This is a genomic window from Azorhizobium caulinodans ORS 571 (assembly GCF_000010525.1).
GTDB lineage: Bacteria > Pseudomonadota > Alphaproteobacteria > Rhizobiales > Xanthobacteraceae > Azorhizobium > Azorhizobium caulinodans.
Genome location: NC_009937.1, coordinates 1,130,300 through 1,156,046, shown reverse-complemented (window position 1 = coordinate 1,156,046; position 25,747 = coordinate 1,130,300). Strand labels below are relative to the sequence as shown.

Genomic DNA, 25,747 nt, shown 5'->3' with positions numbered 1-25,747 from the left:
GGTAACGACGGGATCCGCCTAAAGCCAAGCTTTCGTCGCACCCCATCCAGAGAAAGCTCTGGAGGCGCGCGCCGGCATGTCAGGCAGCAGCGCCGCCCGCTTCCGTCTTCAGCCAGGCCGCGCCGCAGGCCTTGGCGAGTTCACGCACGCGCAGGATGTAGCTCTGGCGTTCCGTCACCGAAATGACGCCGCGCGCATCCAGCAGGTTGAAGACGTGCGAGGCCTTGATGCACTGGTCATAAGCCGGCTGGGCCATGAGGTGCTTCTCGCCCGCATCGCCCGCCGCCAGATACTTGGCGCAGGCGGCCTCGGCCATGCGGAACTGCTCGAAGAGCATGTCCGTGTCGGCATATTCGAAATTGTGCCGGGAGTATTCCTTCTCCGCCTGAAGGAAGACATCGCCATAGGTCGTCTTCTCGGCGCCCTCGCGGCCGTTGAAGTTCAGATCATAGACGTTCTCGACGCCCTGCACATACATGGCGAGGCGCTCAAGGCCGTAGGTCAGCTCGCCGGACACGGGCGCGCATTCGAAGCCCGCCACCTGCTGGAAGTAGGTGAATTGGGAGACTTCCATGCCGTCGCACCAGCACTCCCAGCCGAGGCCCCAAGCGCCCAGCGTCGGGCTTTCCCAATCGTCTTCCACGAAGCGCACGTCATGCAGGCGCGTGTCGATGCCGATGGCATCGAGCGACTGGAGATAGAGCTCCTGAAGGTTGGCCGGCGAGGGCTTCAGGATCACCTGGAACTGGTAATAGTGCTGGAGCCGGTTGGGGTTCTCGCCATAGCGCCCGTCCTTGGGCCGGCGGGAGGGCTGCACATAGGCCGCCTTCCAGTGCTTGGGCCCCAGCGCCCGCAGCGTGGTCGCCGGATGGAAGGTGCCCGCGCCCACTTCCATGTCATAGGGCTGGAGCACCACGCACCCCTGGTTCGCCCAGAAGGTCTGGAGGGTCAGCAGCAGGCCCTGGAACGAGCGGTCGGGCCGCATGTGGGGCGGAAGGGCGGGATCGATCATGGCGCTTCATGTCAGAGGGCGTCTTGGACGAGGGGATGGCCCCCGCCGCGCCGCCGTGCGGAACGGATGCGCGTCCCACGCGGAACGCGCGCGGACACTAGAGGCCCGCCCCCCCGAGATCAAGGCGGCGCCCTGCGGCGTGCTCGCGAGAGCGTGAGTGAAACCAAACGCTGCGGAAGGTGTTGAGAAGGCAGGGAAGCCCACACGAAGGAGAAACCCGAATGCGCAAACTGACCCTCGCCGCCGCCGCCCTTCTCGCCCTCTCGACCGTCGGCGCCGCCGCCCAGAGCGGCCTGTCCACGCAGGACCCGCACAAGGGCCCGGCTCAGGAAGGTGGCCGCACGCAGGCAACGCCCGGCGCCAGCTCTTCCGGCGGCGCGACGCCCCGCGATGCAGCCTCGCAGCCGACCCCCAACAGCGGCCTCTCCACGCAGAACACCCAGCGCGGGCCGGCGCAGGAGGGTGGCCGGACCCAGGCGACTCCCGGCGGCTCCACAACGTCCGGCACCGCGCCCATGGGCGACACGACCGGCTCCGTGACGCCGCGCAGCGGCCTGTCCACGCAGGACCCGCACAAGGGTCCGGCGCAGGAAGGCGGCCGCACGCAGGCGACCCCCGGCACCAGCAAGTGACGCAGATCCACTGACCCTTCGCCCCCGACGAGCCCGGTGCCTCAGGCACCGGGCTTTTTGCGATTCACACCTATTCTGGAGGGGTCACAAGACCGGGACGCCGGGCTTGGCGCCAAGGACAAGGGCACAGCCGCACAGGATGACGCCGCCGCCGACGAGTTGCAGCGGCGCCAGCGCCTCTCCCAGAAAGACCGCTCCGATGACGGCGGCGATGAGCGTCACGGCAAATTCCACGCTCACCGTGCGCGTGGCGCCGATGCGGGTGACCAGCCAGAAATAGAGCGTGTAGCAGATCCCGCTCATCACCCCGCTGAGCACCAGCAGCAACCCGAGATCCGCGGCATGCGGAACGGCCGGGAGGGGCACAAACAGCAGCAGCGGCAGGGTGATGAGGCCGCCCGCAAGGAAGGCGCCGATGGTGACCTCCAGCGCGCCCATGCCGCGCAGGAAGCGGCTCGTATAATTGCTGCCGAGCGCCGAGCAGAAGGCGCCGGCGAGCGCAGCCGCGCAGCCGAGGAGGAAGGTGGGCGTCACCGGCTCGGCCGGAAACCCCACCAGCAGCACGATGCCGGCAAGACCGAGGGCGAGCCCCAGGAGGCCCGCCAGCGTGACCCGCTCCAGCCCCCACGCCTGCCCGATGGCCATGGAGAAGAGCGGAATGGCCGCGATGCAGATGGCGGTCATGGCCGTCCCGATCATGGGGGTCGCCACGGAGAGGCAGACCAGTTGCCCGGCCACCGTGGTCGCGCCGACCATGACCAGGGGCTTCCACCCCGTGCTGAAGACGAGGCGGCGCCGGGCGAGGCGTGCCATCAGGAACAGTACGCCTGCCGCCACGAGCGCCCGCAAGGATACCGCCGCCGCCCAGCCGAAGGCCTGCACCACCCGCAGCAGCACGAGGAAGGAGAGACCCCAGGCGAGCGCGAGGAACAAATAGGCGGCGAGATCGCGCGGCTTCATGGCGGCGCCCGTCACTTCGCCGGGGCGTTGTGCGCCTTGCTGCGGCGTTGAGGCCTCAGTTCACCGATGAGGGTCCCCACCAGAATGAGCCCACCGCCGAGCAGCGCGAGCGGAGCGAGCCGCTCCCCCGCGAGCCGGCCGACAATGCCGGCCCACACCGGCTCGCCCGCATAGATCAGGGTGGCGCGCGTGGGCGAAACGAAGGCCTGCGCCCAGTTCATGGTGAGCTGGATGATGGCGCTCATGACGCCGAGCCCCAGCGCCGCCGCGAACCAGGAGGCGCTGGCATCCGGCACCACCTCGCCGGCGAAGGGCATGGCGATGAGGGCGAACATGCCTGCCGCCACCAGTTGCACCACCGTAACGCGCCGGCTGTTCACCCGCCCCGCGAATGTGCCGATGAGGAGGATTTCGGCGGCCATGGCGAGGGTGCCGAGCAGCGTCACCACCTCGCCCACGCCGAAGCCGATGCCGTGCGCGCCGGGACCGGCCAGCAGCAGCAGACCGACAAAGGCAAAGCCCACCGCCACCCAGCTCATGAGCGCCGGCGGGCGCTTCAGCACTACCCATTGCAGCAGAGGCACCAGCGGCACATAGGCGGCCGTGATGAAGGCCGACTGGCTGCTGGAAATGGTCTTGAGCCCGAACGTCTGGGCCCCGTAACCGAGGCAGATCGCAAGGCCGATGGCGGCGCCCGCCCCCACCTCCTGCGGCGTGACCTGGATCATCTCGCGGCGGAACAGGATCGCCAGAAGCACACCCGCCGACAGGAAGCGCAGCCCGACGAAGAAGAGCGCGCCCTCCTGCCGCATGGCGAGATGCACCACGAGGAAGGTCGCCCCCCAGAGCATGGTGATGCCGATGAGGGCGAGTTCCGGCCGGCTCAGACGGAACCGGAAACCGGCGTGCGAAGCAGTTGGGAGCGACATGGGGCGAGGTTTAGGAGGCGGCGGCGACGCCTTCAACCCCATGCCGGATCATTGTCGACAGGGGCGGATCAGGCCACCTCCCGCTGCGCCTCCAGGACCTTGCGGTTGGCGGCATCGATCTGGGCCGTGGCGCTGGAGAGGGAGGTGAGATTGCGGGTGATCTCTCCCACGCCCCCCGCCGCCGCATGCATGCTCCGCGAGATTTCGCTGGTGACCGCCGACTGCTGCTGCACCGCCGCCGCGATGCCGCTGGAGATGTCGTTGATCTCGGAAATGGTCTCGGTGATCCCCGCGATCGCACCGACCGCATCCGAGGTGGACGCCTGGACAGCGATGATCTGGCCGGTGATCTCCTCGGTCGCCCTCGCCGTCTGCGACGCGAGATTTTTCACCTCCGAAGCGACCACCGCAAAGCCCTTGCCGCTCTCGCCCGCACGCGCCGCCTCGATGGTGGCGTTGAGGGCCAGCAGGTTGGTCTGACCGGCGATGCTATTGATCAATTCGACAACCGCGCCGATCTTCTGGGCCACACTGGCAAGCCCCGACACGATCTCCTTGGTCCGCACCGCTTGACCCACCGCATTGCTCGCAACGTCGAGCGCGCGGCTTACCTGGCTGCCGATCTCATGAATGGAGGCCACCAGTTCCTCTGCGCCGGCGGCGACGGACTGCACGCCGGAGGACGCCTGCGTCGAGGCGCTGGCCGCGGCCGCCGCCTGATGGTTGGCCGCGGTGATGGCCTCGGCGATCTCGGAGAGTTCCTTGTCGATGCAGCGGCGGCGCTCCCGGCGCATCCGCTCCTGCACCTGCGCCGTGATATCGGTGGCATACTTCACCACCTTGTAGACACGGCCGCTGGCGTCGAAAATCGGGTTGTACGAGGCCTGGATCCAGACTTCCCGCCCGCCCTTCGCCAACCGACGGAACTCAGCCTGCTGGAAGGTGCCGGCCCGCAGACTGTCCCAGAAGGCGCGATAGGACGGCGCCTCGCGCTCCTGCGGATCCATGAAGATGGCATGTGGCCGTCTCTGCACCTCGGCGAGGGTGTAGCCCATGGTCTTCAGGAAATTCTCGTTGGCGTCGAGAATGGTTCCGTCAAGGTCGAACTGGATCACCGCCTGCACGCGATTGATGGCGTCGATCTGTCCTTGAAGATCAGCGTTGTGCGTCTTCTGGCCTGTGATGTCGGTCGCCACCTTGATGATGCGGCGCACCTCTCCCCCGGAGGAGATGACCGGGTTGTAGGAAGCCTGGATCCAGATCTCCCGCCCGCCCTTCGCCAGCCGGCGGAATTCGGACCGCTGGAACTTGCCGGCGCGCAGATCCTCCCAGAACTGGCGATAATCTGTCGTATCGCGCTCTTCGGGCGGCATGAAAAGGGAGTGGTGCTTGCCGCGGATCTCTGCGAGCGTATAGCCCATCGCGGAGAGGAAATTGGGGTTGGCCGAAATGATCGTGCCATCCGGTTCGAACTCGATGATGGCCTGAGATTTTTGGATCGCGGCCAGCTTGGCATCCGCCTGAGAAGAGAACATATGCAAGCCTCAATGATTGCTCACAATTGAAAATCTACATCTCAGACATCATACAACTTTAGATTTAGACATGGGTTGCGCGAGGCTTGCGCATTGCGAGAATCTGCAACCGCCGTTGGGCGCCGCTCGGACGACCCGGCCCTATCCATCTGGCCTGTCGAGATAATCAGTTCGGCAGCGTCTCGTTGGCGGCGAGCACCGTCCCGGCGAGATAGAGCGAGCCGCAGACGAGGACGCGGGGTGGCGGCGTCAGCGGATAGCGCGCAAGGCCGTCCAGCGCCGCGCCCACATCGCCCGCCGTGGAAGCGGAAAAGCCGAGCCCGGCGGCGATGCGTGCGAGGTCGTCCGGCGCCGTGCCGTTGTGTTCCGGCGGCACCGGTACGCAGATGGCCTCGCGGGCGAGTCCTGCAAAGGCGCCGAGGAAACCGGACACGTCCTTGTTGGCCAGCATGCCGACCACCAGCACCAGCGGCCGGGGCACGCGCTCTTCCAGTTCCGCCAGCGCATGGGCCAGCGCCTGACCGCCGCCGGCATTGTGGCCGCCGTCGAGCCAGACCTCCGCCTCGCGTGGCGCGCGGGCGACCAGCGGCCCGACGGGCAGGCGCTGGAGACGGGCGGGCCAGTCGGCGCCCCGGATGCCGGCCTCAAGCGCCGGCGGCGGCACGCGCAACTCGGGCACGGCCCGCAGCGTGGCCACCGCAAGGCCGGCATTGTCGAACTGGTGCGGCCCCATGAGACGCGGGCGCGGCAGGTCCAGCAGTCCATCCTCGTCGGAATAGACGAGGCGGCCCGCCTCCTCCTGCACCGTCCACTGCTGGCCGCGCGCGAACAGCGGTGCCCGGCGGCGGGCGGCGGTGCGCTCGATCACCGCCAGCGCCTCGTCCGGCTGCTCGCCCACGATCACCGGCACGCGCGGCTTGATGATGCCCGCCTTCTCACCGGCAATGGCTTCCAGCGTATCGCCGAGGAATTCCACATGGTCGATGGAGATGGGCGTGATGACGCTCGCGACCGGCGCCTCGATGATGTTAGTCGCGTCGAGGCGGCCGCCGAGGCCCACCTCCAGCAGCAGCACGTCCGCCGGGGTCTCCGCGAACAGGAGGAAGGCGGCCGCCGTCGTCACTTCGAAGAAGGTGATCGGGCCACCGTCATTGGCCGCCGCCACGCGCTCCAGCGCATCGCACAGCCGCGCATCGTCCACCAGTTCACCGGCGAGGCGGATGCGCTCGTTGAAGCGCACGAGGTGTGGCGAGGTGTAGGTGTGGACGCGCCGTCCGGCCGCCTCCAGCGCGGCGCGCAGGTAGGCGACGGTGGAGCCCTTGCCGTTGGTGCCCGCCACATGGACGACGGGCGGCAGCCGGCGCTCGGGATTGCCGAGCGCCGCCGCCAGGCGCTCCATGCGCTCCAGCGACAGGTCGATCTTCTTGGGGTGGAGCGCCGCGAGGCGCTCCAGCAGCGCGCCGAGTGGGCTCACGCGGCGGCGGGGGCCGGAAGACGGCCCTTGGGGGGCACGCCGGGCGCCTTCATCATGAGACGACAGACGCGGGCCAGCGTCTCGCGCATCTGGTGGCGGTGCACCACCATGTCGATCATGCCGTGCTCGAACAGATATTCGGATCGCTGGAAGCCGTCGGGCAGTTTCTCACGGATGGTCTGCTCGATCACGCGCGGGCCGGCGAAGCCGATGAGCGCGCCGGGCTCGGCGATCTGCACATCGCCCAGCATGGCGTAGGAAGCCGTGACGCCGCCCGTGGTCGGATTGGTCAGAACCACGATGTAAGGCAGGCGCGCCTCGCGCAGTTCCTGGATGGCCACCGTGGTGCGGGGCATCTGCATGAGGGACAGGATGCCCTCCTGCATGCGGGCGCCGCCGGAGGCCGCGAACATGATGAAGGGGGTCTTCTTCTCGGCCGCGGTGAACAGGCCGGTGACCACCGCCTCGCCCGCCGCCATGCCGAGCGAACCACCCATGAAGCCGAAGTCCTGCACGGCAACCGTCACCGGCAGCCCTTCCAGCAGGCCATGCGCCACCTTCACGGCGTCCTGCGCGCCGGTCTTGGCGCGGGCGTCCTTCAGGCGGTCGATATAGCGGCGTTCGTCGCGGAACTTCAGCGGATCGATCGGCACATCGGGAAGGGCGACCTCCTCATAGGCGCCGTCGTCGAACGTCGCCTTCAGGCGGTCCGCCGGACCCATGCGCATGTGGAAGCCCGAGCCGGGGATCACATACTGATTGGCCTCGAGGTCCTTGTGGAAGACCATCTGCCCCGTCTCGGGGCACTTCACCCAGAGGTTCTCCGGCACGTCCCGGCGATTGAGGAAGCTGCGGATCTTCGGGCGGACGACGTTGGAAATCCAGTTCAACACGTATCTCCAGCTTTTCCGGCATCCATGTAATGCCCTTGTGGGGCGAACGGAAGGCCGAACACGCGCGTCTGCCCCGCGCGGCCTGCGGCGCAGCGCGTCAGTCGCACCATCCTGCCCTTAAGTAAATCTGACGTAACGGCACGCATAAAGGATAGTGGACTGACATTCTGCGACAGAATATCCGTCATTCTCCCCCGGAATGGAGGATCCGCCCCATGCGTTGGTTATTGCTTCTGCCCTTCATCGGGCTGCTCTGGGTGCCGTTCTACAATTTCAAGGAGCCCCAGCTCCTCGGCTTTCCCTTCTTCTACTGGTACCAGCTCCTTTGGGTACCTCTGACCTCGCTCCTCACCTACATCGTCTGGAAGGGAACGAAGGAATGATCGCCGTTCGCGACTGGGCCGAACTGTCGGTCTTTCTCGTCTTCTTCGCCCTCGTCACCATCATGGGCTTCGTCGCCAGCCGGTGGAAGAAGGCGGACAATCACGCCAAGCTCGACGAATGGGGCCTTGGCGGGCGCCAGTTCGGCGTCTGGATCACCTGGTTCCTCGTGGGTGGCGACTTCTATACCGCCTACACCGTCATCGCCGTGCCGGCGCTGGTCTATGCGGTGGGGGCCTACGGCTTCTTCGCTTTGCCCTACACCATCGTCGTCTATCCCTTCATCTTCCTCGTCATGCCCCGGCTCTGGAAGGTCGCCCATGCGGCCGGCCATGTGACGGCGGCGGACGTGGTGCACGGCACCTACAACAACCGCTGGCTGGAACTGGCGGTGGCGCTCACCGGCCTCGTCGCCACCATGCCCTACATCGCCCTCCAGCTGGTCGGCATGCAGGCGGTGATCGGCGCCATGGGGCTGAAGGGCGAACTGCCCATCATCGTCGCCTTCCTCATCCTCGCTCTCTACACCTACTCGGCGGGCCTTCGCGCTCCCGCGCTCATCGCCTTCGTGAAGGACGTGATGATCTACATCGTGGTCATCGTGGCCGTGGTGGTGGTGCCCATGCACCTTGGCGGCTATGGCGCGGTGTTCAGCGCGGCGGATGCGGTCTATGCGGCCAAGGGCGGCAACACCGGCCTCGTGCTGAAGGATGCGCAGATGCTCCCCTACGCCACGCTGGCGCTGGGGTCGGCGCTGGCCGCCTTCATGTATCCGCACACCCTCACCGGCATCTTCGCGGCGAAGAGCGCGAACACCATCCGCTCCAACGCCGTGCTGCTGCCGGCCTATACGGTGCTGCTCGGCCTCATCGCGCTGCTCGGCTACATGGCCCATGCGGCGGGCGTGAAGGTGACCAGCCCCACGGACGTGGTGCCCGTGCTGTTCCAGACGCTGTTCTCCGGCTGGTTCTCGGGCTTCGCTTTCGCGGCCATCGGCATCGGCGCGCTGGTGCCGGCGGCGGTGATGTCCATCGGCGCCTCGAATCTTTTCACCCGCAACGTCTGGAAGGCCTATGTGAACCCGCAGGTCACGGAAGCCGGCGAGGCGCAGGTGGCCAAGATCGTCTCGCTGGTGGTGAAGGTGGGCGCGCTCGCCTGCATCGTCTTCATGCCGACGAAGTTCGCCATCGACCTCCAGCTTCTGGGCGGCCTCTGGATTCTCCAGACTTTCCCCTCGCTGGTGTTCGGGCTGTTCACCCGCTGGTTCCGCGCTCCCGCGCTGCTGGCCGGCTGGCTCGTCGGCATTGTCGGCGGCACCACGGTCGCCTTCGCGGACGGCCTCGTGCCGGTGCACACGCTGGTCATCGGCGGGCAGAACTACACCATCTATGTCGGCCTGCTGGCCTTCGCTGCCAACGTGATCGTGGCAGTGGTGGTGAACGCCCTCCTCGCCGCCACCTCGCCCAAGCGCGTGACGGCGTGACGCAAAGGGGCTCCCGGACGGTCCGTCCGGGAGCCTGCTTTCTTATGGATCGGCGCGCAGGAATTCGAAGGGCTTGGCCGCCTCGAACTGCGCTGCGGCATTGCCGCCATAGACCCGCCCGCCGGCAATGGTGAGCTTCTTCACCGGCGCGCCGGGCTTCAAGTCCAGATCCCCCAGAGGCACCCAGAAGCTGTTCGGGCTGGTGGCGGAATCGAAATAGACGACCCTGTTCTTCTGGTCCGAGACCGTGCGCCACAAAGTGGCGGACACGTTGGGCGTCTCCGGCGTCTTGATGCCGAGCGGCGTGCTCACCGCCCGCATGACGCTCAGCACGCCGAGCGCCGACTGGTTCTCGAAATTCTGGCCCGGCACGGCGGAGATGAAGGCCGGATCGGCCGTCTTGGCCAGCGAGCCGATGAGGAAGGACGCCCGCACGAAGCGGTCCGAGGCGCGGTTGGTGCCGGGCAGGAAGGTGAGACCGCCGATCTCCTTCCAGTAGGCGTCGAGCGCCAGTTGCTGGTCGAAGGGCGGGGAATTGGTCATCACCACATAGTCGCGGCTGTGGTGGATGACGAGCTTGCCATTGATATGTTCAAGGATGGCGCTGTCACCCGTCGCATCCGACAGGGCGAGGTGAAGCTGCGCCGCCGCGCCGTTCGGGATCGTGCCGCCCACGACCCGGAAAGTGTCCTTCGCGAAGGCGTCCACCGCCTCCGCCACGGTGGCGTAATTGTCCAGCGCATATTGCGCCCACAGGGACACCGCCAGCGTCGGCCGGTCGTCCGCCGCGCCATACTGGGCCTCGGTGAGATAGAGCATGTTGGCGACGAGGCCGGCCTCGTTCATGCCGTCGGCGCTGCCCACATCATAGGCGGTGGCGATGAGGCTGCCGTATTTCGAGGTCCACCTGATGGACTTCGGTCCGGCGGCACCGTCCCTGGCGATCCCCTTCGGAAAAGCCCAGAGATTGGAGCGCATGTCCTCCGGCCAGTCCATGTTCCGGCCTGTGATCACCACCTGATCGGTGCCCACGAACATGGCCCGCGTGCAGGCCACCGCGGGATCAACGGCGGCATAGCCGGCCGCCGCCACAATGACGGCCCTTGCCGCCCGCTTCCATCTCGCCAACGCCATGAGAAGCCCCCCTCCGATGCCGCAAGGGGAGTGAAGGCCGCACACGGGCGCGGGGCAAGCGGCCCAAAGGTCGCGCGGCCGAGGGACGCGCGAGGAGAAGGGGTGGACTATTCCGCCGCCGCGCGATTTACGCCGCGCACCGCTTCCGCCAGTTCCTGCACCAGCGCCGTCACGGCCGGAACCGTGTTCACGGTCGCCTTGCCGTCCTCATCCAGCGTCTTGCGCACCGCCTCGACGAGGGCCGAGCCCACCACGACGCCATCCGCACCCGCCGCGATCGCCGCCGCCTGGGCCGGCGTCTTCACGCCGAAGCCGACTGCCACGGGCAGCGTGGTGTGCTGCTTGATGCGCGCCACCGCGCCCGCCACCGCATTCGCGTCGGGGGTCGCCGAGCCGGTGATGCCGGTGATGGAGACGTAATAGACAAAGCCCGCCGTATGGGCGAGCACGGCCGGCAGGCGCTTCTCGTCCGTGGTCGGGGTGGCGAGGCGGATGAAGTCCAGCCCCGCGTCGAGCGCCGGCAGGCAGAGCTCGTTATCCTCTTCCGGCGGCAGGTCCACGACGATGAGGCCGTCCACGCCCGCCGCCTTGGCGTCGGCGATGAAGCGCGGCACGCCATAGATGTAGATGGGGTTGTAGTAGCCCATGAGCACCACGGGCGTGGTGTCATTCTCGTCCCGGAACGCCCGCACCATGTCGAGCGTCTTGGCGAGCGTCTGCCCGCCCTTCAGTGCCCGCAGACCGGCGGCCTGGATGGCCGGGCCGTCGGCCATGGGATCGGTGAAGGGGATGCCGACCTCGATCACGTCGGCCCCCGCCTCCGGCAGTCCGCGCAGGATGGAAAGCGCGGTGTCGTAATCGGGATCGCCCGCCGTGATGAAGGTCACGAGGCCGGGGCGGCCTTCGGCGGCGAGTTCCGTGAAGCGGGCGGTGATGCGGGTGGTCATGGGTCCGTCTGTCTCTCCCCTCCGGTCCGCAGGCGGCCGGGGGTGTGCGGATGCGCGAGGAGCGGGCGCGCGGCCCGCCGCAGGATCAGGCGGGCGGCGTCGGCCGCCCGGAAGGTCAGCTCGCCTTCAGGATGCCGCAGCGGGCATCGGTGGCGTTGGTGGCGCCCATCAGGCGCACCTGCCCGATGCCGGTGACGCCGGGCACCGAGGCGAAGAGCGTGGTGCTGGAGGTGCCGATGACCTTGCCCTTGGCGAGGAACTGGCAGCCCACGTCGATCTGCGAGATCGCCACCGTGCCCACGTTCTTGACGCGGATGTTGATGAAGGCGCCGGCCGGGTCGGTCGAGACCTTGTCCACCTGCAGTTGCAGGTTGGCAGGCTGCGGCGGCTGCTGGGCGAAGGCGGGCACGACGGCCCCCGCAACGCCGAGCGCGAGGAAAGCAACGACCATACGCTTCATATCTGGCCCCCCAGATGTTCGGCCACAGTGAAGATGTCCTTATCGCCGCGGCCGGACAGATTGACCACCATCAGATGGTCCTTCGGCTTGGTCGGTGCGATCTCCATCACCTTCCCGATGGCATGGGCGCATTCCAGCGCCGGGATGATGCCTTCGAGACGGGAGAGAAGCTGGAAGCCCTCGAGAGCCTCCTTGTCGGTGCAGGGAATGTAGGTCACCCGCCCCGTATCGTGCAGCCAGGAATGCTCCGGCCCGATGCCCGGATAGTCGAGGCCGGCGGAGATGGAATGGGCCTCAATGATCTGGCCGTCGTCATCCATCAGGAGATAGGTGCGGTTGCCGTGCAGCACGCCCGGCTTGCCGCCGGTGATGGAGGCGGCGTGCATGCCCGAGGAGATGCCGTGGCCGGCCGCCTCGACGCCGTAGATCTCGACACCGCTGTCGTCGAGGAATTCGTGGAACAGGCCGATGGCGTTCGAGCCGCCGCCCACCGCCGCGATCAGGCTGTCCGGGCCGCGGCCTTCGGCTTCCATCAGCTGCTCGCGGGTCTCGCGGCCGATGATGGACTGGAAGTCGCGCACCATGGACGGATAGGGATGCGGGCCCGCCACCGTACCGATGCAATAGAAGGTGTCGTGCACATTGGTCACCCAGTCGCGCAGCGCCTCGTTCATGGCGTCCTTCAGGGTGCGCGAGCCGGACTGCACGGGCACCACCTCGGCGCCCAGCATGTTCATGCGGAAGACGTTCGGCTTCTGCCGCTCCACGTCCACCGCGCCCATGTACACGATGCACTTCAGGCCGAAGCGGGCGCAGAGCGTCGCGGTGGCGACGCCGTGCTGGCCGGCGCCGGTCTCGGCAATGATGCGCTTCTTGCCCATGCGCAGGGCCAGCAGGATCTGGCCGAGCACGTTGTTCACCTTGTGAGAGCCGGTGTGGTTCAGCTCCTCGCGCTTCAGATAGATCTTCGCGCCGCCGAGATGCTCGGACAGGCGCTCGGCATAATAGAGCGGCGAGGGTCGCCCCACATAATGGGCAAGGTAGCCGGCCATCTCGGACTGATAGGCCGGGTCGGCCTTGGCCGCCTCATAGGCCGCCTGCAGTTCGAGAATGTTCGGCATCAGGGTCTCGGCGACGAAACGTCCGCCATGGATGCCGAAATGGCCGTTCTCGTCGGGGCCGGTGCGATAGGAATTGAGCGCGTTCACGGAGCTTCGACTTTCTTCAGGCGCGACGGCCGCGATGCCGCCTCGGCAGCCTTCACCGCACGGACGAAGGCCAGGATCTTTTCCGGCGATTTCAGGCCGGGGGCCGTTTCAACCCCTGACGATACGTCCACGCCATCGAGGCGGACCACGGACAGGGCTTGCGACACATTGCCGGCATCCAGACCACCGGAAAGCATGACCGGGCGCCCAGGGTCAAGGCCGGCGAGCAGGGTCCAGTCGAACACCCGCCCGTTGCCGCCCGGCAGCGTGTCGTCGGGAGCGGGCTTGGCATCGAAGAGAAGACGGTCGGCCACCGCTGCATAGGCGGGCACGACGGCAAGATCAGCGGGTCCGCTGACCGGCAGCGCCTTCATCACCGGCCGGCCCGTGCGGGCGCGGATGGCGGCGACGCGCTCGGGGCTCTCCTTGCCATGCAGCTGGATGATGTCGGGCTGGAAGGCGGCCACGGCCGCAGCCAGCGTGGCATCGTCCGGGTCCACCAGCAGCAGCACCTTGGCCGCGCGACCGGCCACCGCCCTCGAGAGGGCGGGCGCGGCTTCGAGCGGAACGTGGCGGGGGCTCTTCGGAAAGTGGACGAAACCCACGAGGTCGGCGCCGGCCGCAAGCGCGGCCTCCAGCGTCTCGGCGGTGCTGAGCCCGCAGATCTTCACCTCGATGGCCATCGTCCCGTCTGCCTTTCCGGTCCGCGCCGCGCGCGGCGCCCCATCAGGTCGGGATATGGGTGAACTGACCCGCCTTGCGGAAGCGCCAAAGATAGCTCCCGAGGATGGATTCGAGCGCGGTGGGAGTGACACCCAGCCCTTCCAGCGTCCGGCCCTCCGCCTTGGCGGCGTCGGACACCACATTGTCGGACTTCAGCAGTTCCACCTGATCCTTGGTGATTGGGGCGCCCGGCAGCTTCTGCGCGATGGAGCCGACGCAGGCGGCGACGCCGAAGGGCAGCGACACCAGCGGCCGCTTGGCACCGATCTCGTGCAGGGTGGTGCGCAGCAGCTGTTCGAAGGTGCGCACTTCCGGGCCGCCGAGCTCATAGGTGGCGCCCGGCTTGGCGAGGCCCTCCACCGCACGCTCGACCGCCTCGGCCACGTCACCCACGAACACCGGCTGGAACCGGGTCTGGCCACCGCCGATCAGCGGCAAAACCGGGCTCATGCGCGCCATGCCGGCGAACTTGTTGAAGAAGTCGTCCTCGGGACCGAACACGATGGAAGGACGCAGGATGATGGCATCCGGCACCGCCGCGCGAACCGCCGCCTCGCCTTCGGCCTTGGTCTTGGCATAGTCGGACGCACTGCTCGCGGAGGCACCGATGGCCGAGACATGCACGAGGCGGGCGCCGACCGCCGCCGCAGCTTCAGCCACTGCGCGGGCGCCGGCGGCCTGCACCGCCTTGAAGGACTGGCGGCCCGAGGGGGCCAGGATGCCGACGAGGTTCACCACCGCGTCCGCCCCTTCCACCGCACGGCGGACCGAGTCGGGATAGCGCAGATTCGCCTGGATGACCTGGATCTGGCCCACATAGCCCATGGGCTGGAGGAAGCCGGCAAGCTCAGGACGGCGCACGGCCACGCGCACCCGGTAGCCGCGTCGGGCGAGCGCGCGCACCACGTGGCGGCCAAGGAAGCCGGACCCGCCAAACACCGTCACCAGGCTGTTGGTCACCGGCTGTTCCGCCACCGTCACGTCGCTCATCTGCCCTCTCCCGCGGTACTCGGCGCGTGCCTTTCTTAAAGGATCGCGCTCGCGCGTGCTCTATATACGATGCGCACGACATACGCGATCATCGCTGCGCGCGTAAAGCGTCCCGCAGCCTGAATGTCCGTCGCAAAGGCGACATGATGGGGCGAAACGTGGTTGACGGCGGACCCTGCTAACCTTATAAGCCCGGCACTTCGCTGGCGGCTCCGGTCGCCCGCAACCGAAATCATTCCCAACGCAGCACGGCATCGCCTTAGGGCAAGCGCCGGCTCGCCCAACCGAAGGACGGCCGATGGCCAATACGCCCTCCGCCAAGAAGGCGGCTCGCAAGATCGAGCGGCGCACTGCAGTGAACCGCGCTCGCCGCTCGCGCGTGCGCACCTATCTGCGCAAGCTGGAAGACGCGCTGACCGCCGGCAACAAGGACGCCGCCGTGGCCGCGTTCAAGGCTGCCGAGCCCGAGATCATGCGTGCGGTGACCAAGGGTGTTCTTCACAAGAATACCGCTTCCCGCAAGGTTTCCCGCCTCGCGGCTCGCGTGCGCAAGATCAGCGCCTGACGCTTTATCTTTGCGTCGCCCCCGTCGCGACAGGAAAAGCCCGGCTTGGCCGGGCTTTTTTATTGCGAGGCGACCAGGCGCGACTCACTGACCTGACGGCTGTTACGGCCACGCGGTCGGGTCAAGCCCGCCGGACACGCTCTCCCCAGAAGGGCCGTGAGGGCTCGCCAAAAGCCGCTCACGAAAAGTCGATCCGATTGAACGGCTTATCCCTAAAGGCACGGGAGCGGAGGAATTCGAGGCTCCTTAGCGGTATTAAAATGCCATGCGACATCTGAGATGACAGAGGCGCCCACTTTGCGCTGGACTCCGAGATTCTCGTTGCCCAGCCATAGGTTTGCCGGCTGATTTCAGGCGCCACATGAGCCCGGCGCCGCGACCTCTTTCCCCCACTATCCCAAGAGAGCGGGAAAGGCGTTGCACCGCCCCTAAGGCCTGTGTATGTTCAATCTCACCTCAGGGGCTGACCCGGGAATTCACCAAAAGACGCAAGGTTTGGCGCTCTTCGCAGGAGGAGGGACAAGATGTTTTGCCTTTTGTCATCTCTTCCCGCATCAAGAGTTGTTAGAACCTGTGAGGTCAGCATCTTGGACGACAGGATCGATAACTAGAACACAACTTCTAGATCCCGTCAGACAAGCGAATTTAGAACCATAATATGCTAACAACGGACGAGCCGCGGAAACCTGTTTCGGCGGCGCATGGGGCGGCTATGACCAATTGCGACAGTGGTGCGCGCGCGACATTCAGCGCCATGCCCGCGGCGTTTTCGGCCTTTATGCTGGCCGACATGAACGCTGCCCTTTTCGTTGCCGGCCCGCCCCTGTCTTCCAGGTCTGCGCGGAGCGGCATGACCTGATCCCGCGCCCAGCGCGACCCCCGAACCATCTCCTTATCACCTTCGCGAAGCGCGCCGTCCGTCGGCGCGAGTGCCCTTCGCGTCTCAACCAGGGAACCGCCACGCGCGGGAGCAGCCCTCATGCTGAAGCCGGAAGCCGTTGACGTCGCCAAATTTCGGCCCGCCCTTGCGGGAGCCGTTTCGACCGATGTCTCCTCCCTCCAATGGGACCGGGTCCGCCAGCGTCTGCGCGAAGAGATCGGCGAGGAATCCTATACGAGCTGGTTCGCGCGCATCGAGCTCGACCGCATGACTGGCAGCGCCGTCCAGTTGTCCGTCCCGACCCGCTTCCTCAAGGCCTGGATCCAGGACCACTATCTCGACCGCCTGTCCGAGCTGTGGCGTGAGGAAAGCGGTACCACCCGCGTCGACCTCGTGGTCCGCACCGCCGTTGCCCGCACCGTTCCCCTGAAGGCGGCGAATGCGCCGCGCGAGATCGTTTCCGAGCGCCCCGTTGTCGCGCCGACCGCTGCTGCTCCGGCGCGGTCCCAGCCGGTGGCCGCTCCGACCGCGCCGGCCTCCGCCCAGCCTGCCGATGTGGCCGCCGGCTCGCCGCTGGACGCCCGCCTCACCTTCGAGACCTTCGTGGTCGGCAAGTCCAACACCCTCGCCCATGCCGCCGCCCGGCAGGTGGCCGAGGCCGTGCCCGGCGCCGCCCCGCTCTTCAATCCGCTCTACATGCATGCGGCCGTTGGCCTCGGTAAGACCCACCTCCTCCAGGCCGTGGCCTGGGCCGGCGCCGCGCGCGGCCGCCGCGTGGTGTATCTGACCGCCGAGCGCTTCATGTACGGCTTCGTGGCCGCGCTGAAGTCCCACGCCGCCATCGCCTTCAAGGATGCCCTGCGCTCCATCGACACGCTGGTGATCGACGACCTGCAGTTCCTGACCGGCAAGAACATGCAGCAGGAGTTCTGCCACACGCTGAACGCGCTCATGGATGCCGGCCGTCAGGTGGTGGTGGCCGCCGACCGTCCGCCGTCCGAGCTGGACGCGCTGGACGACCGCGTGCGCTCGCGCCTCGCCGGCGGCCTCGTGGTGGAACTGGCCCCGCTGGAAGAGGACCTGCGCGCGCAGATCCTGAAGACCCGCTCGGTGTCCCTGTCCGAGCAGCACCGCGGCTTCGCCGTTCCCTCGGCGGTTCTGGAGTTCCTCGCCCGTCACGTGGGCACGTCCGGCCGCGACCTCGACGGCGCGCTGAACAAGCTTCTGGCGGTGAACAAGCTCACCGGCGAGCCGGTGACGCTGGAGATGGCCGAGACCGCCGTGAAGGATCTGGTCCGCCCCTGCGATCCCAAGCGGGTGCGCGTGGACGACATCCTGCGCGTGGTGGCCAAGCATTATAACGTGACGCGCGCCGACCTGCTGTCGCAACGCCGCACCGCCAACGTGGTGAAGCCGCGCCAGATCGCCATGTATCTGGCCAAGACGCTCACCCTGCGTTCGCTGCCCGAGATCGGCCGCCGCTTCGGCGGGCGCGACCACACCACCGTCCTCCATGCGGTGCGCAAGATCGACGGCCTGATCGCCACCGACCGCGCGCTCGCCGACGAGATCGAGACCCTGAAGCGCCTCGTGGCTGAGTGAGGCCCGACACGGCGCTTCTCCTCCACGCCTGAACGTCGCGGCACCGGTCCCCACCGGTGCCGTTTTCGTTTCGAGCGTTCGGCGCGACAGACGCCCCCGCTCCCCGGTTCCGGACCGCCCTCCCCTTCCTCTGGAGAATTCACGGACCGGGCCTTGCGTTGCCGGCGCGGGGGCGGCAATGTCTGCGGCCCGGCAGTTCGTTTCGACGAACCCGCAGGGCCTCGGTGGCGCCAGCCATCGGGCGCATTCTTTTCCTCCGAGCGAAGAGTCACGGGTCCGGGCCATGAAGGTCACCGTCGAGCGCGCCGAGCTTCTCAAGTCGCTCAGCCATGTCCATCGCGTCGTCGAGCGGCGTAACACCATCCCGATTCTCGCCAACGTGCTCATCCGCACCGGCACGAACGGGCTGTCGCTGAAGGCCACCGACCTTGATCTCGAGGTGGTGGAGACGGTGCCGGCGGAAGTCGGCCAGGACGGCGCGACCACGGTGCCCGCCCACGTGCTCTACGACATCGTGCGCAAGCTGCCCGACGGGTCGCAGGTGCAGCTGGAAGCCGGCGGTGAGCGCGGCAACCTCACGGTGCGCGCCGGCCGCGCCCGCTTCACCCTCCAGACCCTGCCGGAAGCCGATTTCCCGGATCTCGCAGCGGGCGACTTCTCCCATTCCTTCAAGGTGAAGGGCGCGGAATTCCGCCGCCTGGTGGACAAGACCCAGTTCGCCATCTCCACCGAGGAAACCCGCTACTACCTCAACGGCATCTATCTGCACGTGGCGGATGCTGCCGGCACCGCCAAGCTGCGGGCGGTCGCCACCGACGGCCACCGCCTCGCCCAGGCCGAGCTGGATGCGCCCGAGGGTTCCGCCGGCCTGCCGGGCGTGATCGTCCCGCGCAAGACGGTGGCCGAAATCCAGAAGCTGCTGGAAGACAAGGACGCGGAAGTCACCGTCTCCCTGTCCACCACCAAGATCCGCGTCGCTGTGGGCGCCATCGTGCTCACCTCCAAGCTGATCGACGGCACCTTCCCGGATTATGGCCGGGTCATCCCGGCGGGCAACGACAAGATCCTGCTGGTGGACAAGTCCGATTTCGCGGCCGCCGTGGACCGCGTGTCGACAGTCTCCAGCGAGCGCGGCCGGGCGGTGAAGCTGTCCATCCAGGACGGCAAGCTCACCCTCTCCGTGACCAATCCGGACAGCGGCAGCGCCACCGAGGAGCTCGAGGTGGACTACGCCGCCGAGCCCCTCGATATCGGCTTCAACAGCCGCTACCTGCTCGACATCACTTCGCAGCTCGAAGGCGACACGGCGGAGCTGAAGCTCGCTGATCCCGGCTCGCCGACGCTGGTGCGCGACAGCACGAAGACGGATTCGCTCTACGTGCTCATGCCCATGCGGGTGTGAGCCGACCGCCTGCCGTGACCGCGCCGCGCGCCCGCGTCCGCCGCCTCACCCTCTCCCGCTTCCGCAGCTATTCCGCCGCCCAGATCGAGGTGGCGGACGGTCCGGTGGTGCTCACGGGGCCGAACGGCGCGGGCAAGACCAACATCCTTGAAGCCGTCTCCCTGCTCTCGCCGGGACGCGGGCTGCGCCGTGCCGCGCTCGATGCCTTCGCGCAGGCGGGCGGCGACGGCTCCTGGGCAGTGGCCGCCCATGTGGAGGGCGCGCTCGGCCCGGTTGATCTCGGCACGGGCAGCGATGCCAGCCGGCCGGACGGCAGCACCCGGCGCTGCCGCATCGACCGCGAGAGTGTGTCGTCCGCCAATGCCTTCCTCGACCATCTCAAGGTGGTGTGGCTGACACCGGAGATGGACGGCCTGTTCACCGGCCCGCCCGCCGACCGCCGCCGCTTCCTCGATCGCCTCGTGCTGGCGGTGGATGCCTCCCACGGCACGCGGGTCAACGCATTGGAACGCGCGCTGCGCAGCCGTAACCGCGTGCTGGAGGATGGCGGCGACAATCGCATGCTCTCCGCCGTCGAGCATGAACTGGCGGAACTGGGTGTTGCCGTCGCCGCTGCCCGGCTGGAAACGGTGCAGCGCCTCGCCGGCGAGATCGCGGCCCATGCGGACGAGACCTCCCCCTTCCCCCACGCGGACATCGCCCTCGACGGCGCGCTGGAGCGCATGCTGACCGACGCGCCCGCCGTCGAGGTGGAAGACCGCTATCGCGCCCTCCTTCAGGACAACCGCCCCCGCGACCGCGCCGCCGGCCGCACTCTGGAGGGGCCGCACCTGTGCGACCTCGTGGTGGCCCACGGCCCCAAGGGGCTGCCCGCGGCCCGCTGCTCCACGGGCGAGCAGAAGTCGCTCCTCATCGGCCTTGCCCTTTCCCACGCCCGGCTCGTCACCGCCATGCAGGGCCTTGCCCCGGTGGTGCTACTGGACGACGTGGTGGCCTATCTCGACGCCGAGCGGCGCTCCGGCATGTTCGCGGCACTGAAGGCGCTGGGTGCGCAGGTGTGGATGACCGGGGCCGACCCGTCCGCCTTCGCGGCGCTGGACGGCGCCGAGCGCTTCACCGTCAGCCCCGGTGCGGTGAACAGGAGCGTTTGACGGCCGTGTGATCGCCAAAATGGCGGCTTTTCGGACGGGTGTTGCCGCTGTGCAACCAGCCCCGGAAACCCGCGTGCTAGAAGGCGAATCAGACCTCTCCACCGTCTTGGGGAATCATGACCCGCGATCTGTTCCCGCCGCCCGCTGCGTTGAGCCGGCGTGCCTTGGTGCTTGGCACTCCGCTGCTTCTGGCGGCCTGCGTCACGAACTCCCCGCCTCCCGTTGTGCAGACCCTCGGCGACCCGCGCTATGGCGAGGTGGTCGGCGAGCCCTTCGAGGTGCCGGCGGTGGATACGTCCGGCCTCGACCCGCGCCTGCTGCGTCAGGTGGTGGACTATCCGAGCAAGTACCCGGTCGGCACCATCGTGGTGGACGTGCCCAACCGCTACCTCTACCTCGTGGAGAAGGACGGCAAGGCCATCCGCTACGGCGTGGGCGTTGGCAAGCAGGGCTACAGCTATCGCGGATGGGCGACCATCAAGCGCAAGGAAAAGTGGCCGCACTGGACGCCGACCCCGAACATGATCGCCAAGCAGCCTGAGCGCTACAAGCCGTATGCCGCCGGCCTGCCGGGTGGCGAGACCAATCCGCTCGGCCCGCGTGCGCTCTATCTCTATGACGGCGACCGGGACACCATGTTCCGCCTGCACGGCACCATCGAGCCCGACACCATCGGCACCGAGGTCTCCTCCGGCTGCATCCGCCTGCTGAACCAGGACATCATCGACCTTTACGAGCGCGTGCCGCTGGGCACCCGCGTGATCGTCATCAACAACTGATCCTGACGGCGCCGGCTTCGGCGCCGTTTTTCTTTGCCTTCAAGGCTTTGCCGGGCGGGGTTGACCTCGTGCGCGCGCGGGCGCACACACGGGGCATGGATTTTGCCACCCTCTCGCTCTTTGCGGTTGCCCTTGCGGTCGCGGCCGTGATCCCCGGCCCCGCCGTGGTGGCACTCGTGACGCGGACGCTGGCGCGGGGCACGCGCGGCGCACTCACCTTCTCCGCCGCCCTCATCCTCGGGGACGTGCTGTGGCTCGCCGCCGCCGTGCTCGGCCTCTCCGCGCTCGCTGCAACGCTGGGCAGCTTCTTCTTCCTCGTGCGACTGGCGGGCGCCGCCTATCTGCTGCTGCTCGCCTGGCGGCTGTGGCGCGATCCCGGCCATCCGGTCGATCCCACGCAGGTGCCGCAGACGGAGACGCGTGGCAGCCTGTTCGGCGCAGGGCTCGCGCTCTCCATGGGCAATCCCAAGACCATGGCCTTCTACCTCGCCATGCTGCCGGCAATGCTGGATCTGGACCATCTGACCGCGGTCGGCTTTGCCGAGATGGCGGTCGCCATCGTGCTGGTCCTGACGGGCGTTTTCGCCTTTTACGTGCACATGGCCAACCGTGCGCGCCACCTCATGACGCGCGCCTCGGCCATGAAGCTCCTAAATCGTGTGTGCGGAACCGTTTTGGCGGGCACCGCGGTGGCGGTTGCCACCAAATAACCGCGGCTTTGCGGTACAAGACTCCTCAAGCGTTTCAACGATTCGAGAAATCCAACATGGCCGAACCCATGCCCGCGGCGTCCCCCGAGGAATATGGCGCCCAGTCCATTCAGGTCCTGAAGGGTCTGGACGCCGTGCGCAAGCGCCCCGGCATGTACATCGGCGACACCGACGACGGCTCCGGTCTCCACCACATGGTCTATGAGGTGGTGGACAATGCCATCGACGAGGCGCTGGCCGGCCACGCCAAGGAAGTCACCGTCACGCTGAATGCCGACGGCTCCGTGACCGTGACCGACGACGGGCGCGGCATTCCTACCGGCATCCACGAGGAAGAGGGCGTCTCGGCGGCCGAGGTCATCATGACCCAGCTCCACGCCGGCGGTAAGTTCAACCAGAATTCCTACAAGGTTTCCGGCGGCCTGCACGGCGTCGGCGTCTCGGTGGTGAACGCGCTGTCCACCTATCTCGACCTGACCATCTGGCGGGACGGGAAGGAGCATTACATGCGCTTCCGCCACGGCGACGCGGAAGCGCCGCTGAAGGTGGTGGGCGATGCCCCGGCGGGCAAGCGCGGCACGAAGGTGACCTTCCTGCCCTCGCCGGAGACTTTCACCAAGATCGAGTTCGATTACGCCACACTGGAGCACCGGCTGCGCGAACTCGCCTTCCTGAATTCCGGCGTGCTGATTACCCTCACCGACGCGCGCGGCCCCGAGCCGAAGCGCGAGGAATTGCACTATGAGGGCGGCGTCGAGGCCTTCGTGCGCTATCTCGACCGCTCCAAGCAGGCGCTGCTGCAGAAGCCGGTGGTGATCCGCGCCGAGCGCGACGGCATCACCGTGGAAGCCGCCTTGTCGTGGAACGACGGGTATCACGAGAACATCCTCTGCTTCACCAACAACATCCCGCAGCGCGATCGCGGCACCCACTTCACAGGCTTTGCCGCCGCCCTCACCCGGCAGGTGATCGGCTATGCGGACCGTTCCGGCATCGCCAAGAAGGAGAAGGTGGACCCCACCGGCGAGGACTGCCGCGAGGGCCTGACCGCCGTTCTCTCCGTGAAGGTGCCGGACCCGAAATTCTCGTCCCAGACCAAGGACAAGCTCGTCTCCTCCGAGGTGCGCCCGGTGGTGGAAAGCCTGGTGGGTGACGCGCTCTCCACCTGGTTCGAGGAGAACCCGAACGAAGGCAAGTCGGTGGTGGGCAAGGTGGTGGAAGCCGCCGCCGCCCGCGAAGCCGCCCGCCGCGCCCGCGACCTCACCCGCCGCAAGAACCCGCTGGACGTGGCTTCCCTGCCCGGCAAGCTCGCCGACTGCCAGGAGCGCGACCCGGCCAAGTCCGAAATCTTCATCGTCGAGGGTGACTCGGCCGGCGGCTCCGCCAAGCAGGGCCGCGACCGCGCCTTCCAGGCGGTGCTGCCGCTCCGCGGCAAGATCCTCAACGTGGAGCGCGCGCGCTTCGACAAGATGCTGTCGTCGGACCAGATCGGCACGCTCATCACCGCGCTCGGCACCGGCATCGGCCGCGATGACTTCGACATCGCCAAGCTGCGCTACCACAAGATCATCATCATGACCGACGCGGACGTGGACGGCTCCCACATCCGCACCCTGCTGCTCACCTTCTTCTTCCGGCAGATGCCGGAGGTGCTTGAGCGCGGGCACATCTACATCGCCCAGCCGCCGCTGTTCAAAGTCGCGCGCGGCAAGTCCGAGACCTACATCAAGGACGAGAAGGCGCTGGAAGACTATCTCATCACCGCCGGCCTGGAGGACGCCGCCCTCCATGCCGCTTCCGGCGAGGTCCGCACGGGCGCGGATCTTGCGGCCGTGGTGGATGTCACCCGCCACATGCGCGGCACGCTGCTGAACCTCCATCCGCGCTATAACCGCTCGGTGGCCGAGCAGGCCGCCTTCGCCGGAGCGCTGGTGCCCGGCATTCTCGATGACGACGCGACGGCCACCGCCGCCGCCCAGCGGATTGCCGCCCGGCTCAACATCCTCGCGGAAGAGACAGAGCGCACCTGGGAAGGCGCGGCGGACGACACGGGCATCCGCCTCACCCGCAGCGTGCGCGGCGTGCTGGAAACGAGCGTGCTCGACAACGGCTTCATAGCCTCGCCCGAGGCCCGCCGGCTGGACTCGCTGGCCAGGCAGCTCGACGGCATCTTCACCGGCCCCTCGCTGTTGCGCCGCAAGAGCGAGGAGCATTCGGTCTTCGGCGCCGTGGACCTGTTCGACGCCATCACCGATGCCGGCCGCAAGGGCCTCTCGCTCCAGCGCTACAAAGGCCTGGGCGAGATGAACCCGGAGCAGTTGTGGGAGACCACGCTCGACATCAACGCCCGCTCGCTGCTGCAGGTGAAGGTGAAGGAAGTGGACGCCGCCGACGACCTCTTCAACCGCCTGATGGGCGACGTGGTGGAGCCGCGCCGCGACTTCATCCAGGAAAATGCCCTCAAGGCCAGCGTCGACGTCTGACGGCGGCGGGATTTCGCGTTAAGGGCGCGGCGACCTTGCCGCCGCGCCCCCTCTGCCGCCTCACCATTCCAGTTGTGCCGGGGCCGTGGAGGTGGGGCCAGAATGCCCCGCCCGGTCCATGGGCGGTCCGCTCCTCAAGTCAGGGCCAGACGGGGGCTCCGTCCAGCCCGGCGGTTTCCGGCAAGCCGCACATCAGGTTCGCGTTCTGCACCGCCTGACCTGCCGCGCCCTTGCCGAGATTGTCGACCACGCCCATCGCGATCACCAGATTTCGCTCCGGATCGGCTGCATAGCTGACGAATGCGAGATTCGAGCCGCTCGCCCATTTGGTCTGTGGCGGCTTGTCGGTCACGCGGACGAACGGCCGCTCGGCATAGAAGCGCCGTGCCGCGTCCAGGCACCGGTCCGTGGTGGCCTCGCCGCGGCAGTAGATGGTGGCAAGGATGCCACGGGTCATCGGCACCAGATGCGGCGTGAACACCAGGCCAGCCGCACTGCCGCCGCTCAAACGCTCGATCGTGCTGGCGATCTCGGGCATGTGGACGTGCTTGAGCAGACCATACGGGATCAGGTTCTCGTTGCTCTCGGCATAGCCAAACTTGCTGTCGCCACCCCGGCCCGCTCCGGAGATGCCCGTCTTGACGTCCATCACGATATTGCCCGGCTCGATCAGCCCGTCGGCCAGTAGCGGTGCCAGCGGGATCAGCGTCGCGGCGGGGAAGCAGCCGGGATTGGCAATCCGGGTCTGTCCCTCGATCCGGGTCGGCCAGATGTCGGCAAGGCCATACACCCAGCCCTCGACGTAGCGATGGTCCCCGCCGATATCGACGACCTTCACATCCTTGGGTACGCGAGCCAATGCATCGGCCGAGGCGCCCGTCGGCAGCGACGCGAACAGGACGTCGAGCGGCGGCAAGGCTGCGGGATCCCACTTCTGGATCAGCAACTCGGCCAGCTTGGCCGGCACACCGGGAAAGCGATCCACCAGGCGGCTGCCGGCGCTGCTTTCTCCCGCTGCGTAGACCAGCTCGAAAGACGGGTGGCTCGCGATCAGGCGCAGCGCTTCGCCGCCCCCAAAGCCGCTGATCCCAACGATGCCGACGCGAATGCTCATGTGATGTCCCTATGGATCTGGGCAAAAGAAAACCCCCGGAGCCGAGGGCTGCGGAGGTTCAGGAACGCGGGCGGGGCCGCTTCTGCGGGTGGGCCTACAGCGAGGCTGTCACCAGACGGAAGGACACTGAGCGACGCGCAGCCTGAAAGCTGCCGCTTGGGTCAAGCGGCGTCGGTCACAGATGTTCCGGTTCCAGAGCATGCGCGAACACTGTCGCTGCCGACCTTCATCGTCAAGAGCAATGTCAGCGCGACCGCTCCTCAGGTGGACGCCACCGACATCGGACGGGTTGTCGCTGCG

At 67.5% G+C, this 25,747-nt stretch carries 23 protein-coding genes; 10 read left to right on the top strand and 13 right to left on the bottom strand.

Annotated features, from left to right (window positions below):
• Positions 1-79: 79 nt before the first annotated feature.
• A complete protein-coding gene (locus AZC_RS05275; RefSeq protein ID WP_173362992.1) occupies positions 80-1,009 on the bottom strand; it encodes a glycine--tRNA ligase subunit alpha in 930 nt (309 codons plus the stop codon).
• Positions 1,010-1,233: 224 nt separating this feature from the next.
• Between AZC_RS05275 and AZC_RS05270 the strand changes: the two genes are divergently transcribed.
• Positions 1,234-1,644, top strand: coding sequence for a hypothetical protein (locus AZC_RS05270; RefSeq protein WP_043878927.1), 411 nt, complete (start codon positions 1,234-1,236; stop codon positions 1,642-1,644).
• 84 nt (positions 1,645-1,728) lie between these two features.
• Here AZC_RS05270 and AZC_RS05265 read toward each other — a convergent pair whose 3' ends face one another.
• The 5 genes from AZC_RS05265 to accD all read right to left on the bottom strand — a co-directional run bounded on the left by AZC_RS05265 (position 1,729) and on the right by accD (position 7,432).
• Positions 1,729-2,604: a DMT family transporter gene (locus tag AZC_RS05265; protein ID WP_043880035.1), complete on the bottom strand. Its 876-nt coding sequence runs from the start codon at positions 2,602-2,604 to the stop codon at positions 1,729-1,731.
• A gap of 11 nt (positions 2,605-2,615) precedes the next feature.
• Positions 2,616-3,533 (bottom strand): DMT family transporter, encoded by a 918-nt coding sequence (locus tag AZC_RS05260; protein ID WP_043878926.1) that lies wholly within the window; start codon positions 3,531-3,533, stop codon positions 2,616-2,618.
• Positions 3,534-3,601: 68 nt separating this feature from the next.
• Positions 3,602-5,068 carry a methyl-accepting chemotaxis protein gene (locus AZC_RS05255; RefSeq protein WP_081433905.1) on the bottom strand — a complete coding sequence of 489 codons (1,467 nt, stop codon included), beginning with the start codon at positions 5,066-5,068 and terminating at the stop codon, positions 3,602-3,604.
• A 166-nt stretch (positions 5,069-5,234) separates the two neighbouring features.
• Entirely contained in the window at positions 5,235-6,542 is a 1,308-nt protein-coding gene (locus AZC_RS05250; RefSeq protein WP_012169556.1) for a bifunctional folylpolyglutamate synthase/dihydrofolate synthase, read from the bottom strand.
• Entirely contained in the window at positions 6,539-7,432 is an 894-nt protein-coding gene (gene accD / locus AZC_RS05245) for an acetyl-CoA carboxylase, carboxyltransferase subunit beta (RefSeq protein WP_012169555.1), read from the bottom strand. Before accD ends, AZC_RS05250 begins: the two co-directional genes overlap by 4 nt.
• A 218-nt stretch (positions 7,433-7,650) precedes the next feature.
• On the opposite strand from accD, the gene AZC_RS24785 reads away from it, so the two are divergent.
• Both AZC_RS24785 and mctP read left to right on the top strand, forming a co-directional pair.
• Complete coding sequence (locus tag AZC_RS24785; protein WP_012169554.1) at positions 7,651-7,818, top strand: DUF3311 domain-containing protein; 168 nt, start codon at positions 7,651-7,653, stop codon at positions 7,816-7,818.
• On the top strand, positions 7,815-9,299 hold the full coding sequence (gene mctP, locus AZC_RS05235; protein WP_012169553.1) for a monocarboxylate uptake permease MctP: 1,485 nt from the start codon (positions 7,815-7,817) through the stop codon (positions 9,297-9,299). Before AZC_RS24785 ends, mctP begins: the two co-directional genes overlap by 4 nt.
• A 42-nt stretch (positions 9,300-9,341) precedes the next feature.
• Here mctP and AZC_RS05230 read toward each other — a convergent pair whose 3' ends face one another.
• The 6 genes from AZC_RS05230 to AZC_RS05205 all read right to left on the bottom strand — a co-directional run bounded on the left by AZC_RS05230 (position 9,342) and on the right by AZC_RS05205 (position 14,761).
• Positions 9,342-10,433: a linear amide C-N hydrolase gene (locus AZC_RS05230; RefSeq protein ID WP_052285864.1), complete on the bottom strand. Its 1,092-nt coding sequence runs from the start codon at positions 10,431-10,433 to the stop codon at positions 9,342-9,344.
• Positions 10,434-10,540: 107 nt separating this feature from the next.
• Entirely contained in the window at positions 10,541-11,380 is an 840-nt protein-coding gene (gene trpA / locus AZC_RS05225) for a tryptophan synthase subunit alpha (RefSeq protein ID WP_012169551.1), read from the bottom strand.
• 115 nt (positions 11,381-11,495) lie between these two features.
• On the bottom strand, positions 11,496-11,831 hold the full coding sequence (locus AZC_RS05220) for a hypothetical protein (RefSeq protein ID WP_043878925.1): 336 nt from the start codon (positions 11,829-11,831) through the stop codon (positions 11,496-11,498).
• 5 nt (positions 11,832-11,836) lie between these two features.
• Complete coding sequence (gene trpB, locus AZC_RS05215; protein ID WP_012169549.1) at positions 11,837-13,048, bottom strand: tryptophan synthase subunit beta; 1,212 nt, start codon at positions 13,046-13,048, stop codon at positions 11,837-11,839.
• Positions 13,045-13,731 (bottom strand): phosphoribosylanthranilate isomerase, encoded by a 687-nt coding sequence (locus tag AZC_RS05210; RefSeq protein WP_012169548.1) that lies wholly within the window; start codon positions 13,729-13,731, stop codon positions 13,045-13,047. The genes trpB and AZC_RS05210 overlap by 4 nt, the downstream gene beginning before the upstream one ends.
• 43 nt (positions 13,732-13,774) lie before the next feature.
• On the bottom strand, positions 13,775-14,761 hold the full coding sequence (locus tag AZC_RS05205; RefSeq protein ID WP_012169547.1) for a complex I NDUFA9 subunit family protein: 987 nt from the start codon (positions 14,759-14,761) through the stop codon (positions 13,775-13,777).
• Between the two features lie 298 nt (positions 14,762-15,059).
• Here AZC_RS05205 and rpsT point away from each other — a divergent pair, with 298 nt between their 5' ends.
• The 7 genes from rpsT (at position 15,060) to gyrB (ending at position 24,333) form a co-directional block, all read left to right on the top strand.
• Positions 15,060-15,326: a 30S ribosomal protein S20 gene (gene rpsT / locus AZC_RS05200; protein ID WP_012169546.1), complete on the top strand. Its 267-nt coding sequence runs from the start codon at positions 15,060-15,062 to the stop codon at positions 15,324-15,326.
• A gap of 979 nt (positions 15,327-16,305) precedes the next feature.
• Positions 16,306-17,808 (top strand): chromosomal replication initiator protein DnaA, encoded by a 1,503-nt coding sequence (gene dnaA, locus AZC_RS05195; RefSeq protein ID WP_081433903.1) that lies wholly within the window; start codon positions 16,306-16,308, stop codon positions 17,806-17,808.
• Between the two features lie 283 nt (positions 17,809-18,091).
• A complete protein-coding gene (gene dnaN, locus AZC_RS05190; RefSeq protein ID WP_012169544.1) occupies positions 18,092-19,210 on the top strand; it encodes a DNA polymerase III subunit beta in 1,119 nt (372 codons plus the stop codon).
• A gap of 14 nt (positions 19,211-19,224) precedes the next feature.
• A complete protein-coding gene (gene recF / locus AZC_RS05185; RefSeq protein ID WP_012169543.1) occupies positions 19,225-20,361 on the top strand; it encodes a DNA replication/repair protein RecF in 1,137 nt (378 codons plus the stop codon).
• A 116-nt stretch (positions 20,362-20,477) separates the two neighbouring features.
• Entirely contained in the window at positions 20,478-21,140 is a 663-nt protein-coding gene (locus AZC_RS05180; protein WP_012169542.1) for a L,D-transpeptidase, read from the top strand.
• A gap of 95 nt (positions 21,141-21,235) precedes the next feature.
• A complete protein-coding gene (locus AZC_RS05175) occupies positions 21,236-21,850 on the top strand; it encodes a LysE family translocator (protein WP_043878924.1) in 615 nt (204 codons plus the stop codon).
• A 56-nt stretch (positions 21,851-21,906) separates the two neighbouring features.
• Positions 21,907-24,333, top strand: a complete 2,427-nt coding sequence (gene gyrB, locus AZC_RS05170; RefSeq protein WP_012169540.1) for a DNA topoisomerase (ATP-hydrolyzing) subunit B — start codon at positions 21,907-21,909, stop codon at positions 24,331-24,333.
• A 139-nt stretch (positions 24,334-24,472) separates the two neighbouring features.
• Here the strand turns inward: gyrB and argC are convergent, their stop codons facing one another.
• The gene (gene argC, locus AZC_RS05165) at positions 24,473-25,447 is read right to left on the bottom strand and encodes an N-acetyl-gamma-glutamyl-phosphate reductase (protein WP_012169539.1); all 975 of its coding nucleotides are present in this window, start codon (positions 25,445-25,447) and stop codon (positions 24,473-24,475) included.
• Positions 25,448-25,747: the final 300 nt, after the last annotated feature.

What these genes read in the sequence shown, in the direction of transcription:
- AZC_RS05270 (WP_043878927.1), top strand. Translation starts at nt 1,234, where the DNA reads ATGCGCAAACTGACCCTCGCCGCCGCCGCCCTTCTCGCCCTCTCGACC.
- AZC_RS05265 (WP_043880035.1), bottom strand. Translation starts at nt 2,604, where the DNA reads ATGAAGCCGCGCGATCTCGCCGCCTATTTGTTCCTCGCGCTCGCCTGG.
- AZC_RS05260 (WP_043878926.1), bottom strand. Translation starts at nt 3,533, where the DNA reads ATGTCGCTCCCAACTGCTTCGCACGCCGGTTTCCGGTTCCGTCTGAGC.
- AZC_RS05255 (WP_081433905.1), bottom strand. Translation starts at nt 5,068, where the DNA reads ATGTTCTCTTCTCAGGCGGATGCCAAGCTGGCCGCGATCCAAAAATCT.
- AZC_RS24785 (WP_012169554.1), top strand. Translation starts at nt 7,651, where the DNA reads ATGCGTTGGTTATTGCTTCTGCCCTTCATCGGGCTGCTCTGGGTGCCG.
- mctP (WP_012169553.1), top strand. Translation starts at nt 7,815, where the DNA reads ATGATCGCCGTTCGCGACTGGGCCGAACTGTCGGTCTTTCTCGTCTTC.
- AZC_RS05230 (WP_052285864.1), bottom strand. Translation starts at nt 10,433, where the DNA reads ATGGCGTTGGCGAGATGGAAGCGGGCGGCAAGGGCCGTCATTGTGGCG.
- trpA (WP_012169551.1), bottom strand. Translation starts at nt 11,380, where the DNA reads ATGACCACCCGCATCACCGCCCGCTTCACGGAACTCGCCGCCGAAGGC.
- AZC_RS05220 (WP_043878925.1), bottom strand. Translation starts at nt 11,831, where the DNA reads ATGGTCGTTGCTTTCCTCGCGCTCGGCGTTGCGGGGGCCGTCGTGCCC.
- AZC_RS05210 (WP_012169548.1), bottom strand. Translation starts at nt 13,731, where the DNA reads ATGGCCATCGAGGTGAAGATCTGCGGGCTCAGCACCGCCGAGACGCTG.
- AZC_RS05205 (WP_012169547.1), bottom strand. Translation starts at nt 14,761, where the DNA reads ATGAGCGACGTGACGGTGGCGGAACAGCCGGTGACCAACAGCCTGGTG.
- rpsT (WP_012169546.1), top strand. Translation starts at nt 15,060, where the DNA reads ATGGCCAATACGCCCTCCGCCAAGAAGGCGGCTCGCAAGATCGAGCGG.
- dnaA (WP_081433903.1), top strand. Translation starts at nt 16,306, where the DNA reads ATGCTGAAGCCGGAAGCCGTTGACGTCGCCAAATTTCGGCCCGCCCTT.
- dnaN (WP_012169544.1), top strand. Translation starts at nt 18,092, where the DNA reads ATGAAGGTCACCGTCGAGCGCGCCGAGCTTCTCAAGTCGCTCAGCCAT.
- AZC_RS05180 (WP_012169542.1), top strand. Translation starts at nt 20,478, where the DNA reads ATGACCCGCGATCTGTTCCCGCCGCCCGCTGCGTTGAGCCGGCGTGCC.
- AZC_RS05175 (WP_043878924.1), top strand. Translation starts at nt 21,236, where the DNA reads ATGGATTTTGCCACCCTCTCGCTCTTTGCGGTTGCCCTTGCGGTCGCG.
- gyrB (WP_012169540.1), top strand. Translation starts at nt 21,907, where the DNA reads ATGGCCGAACCCATGCCCGCGGCGTCCCCCGAGGAATATGGCGCCCAG.
- argC (WP_012169539.1), bottom strand. Translation starts at nt 25,447, where the DNA reads ATGAGCATTCGCGTCGGCATCGTTGGGATCAGCGGCTTTGGGGGCGGC.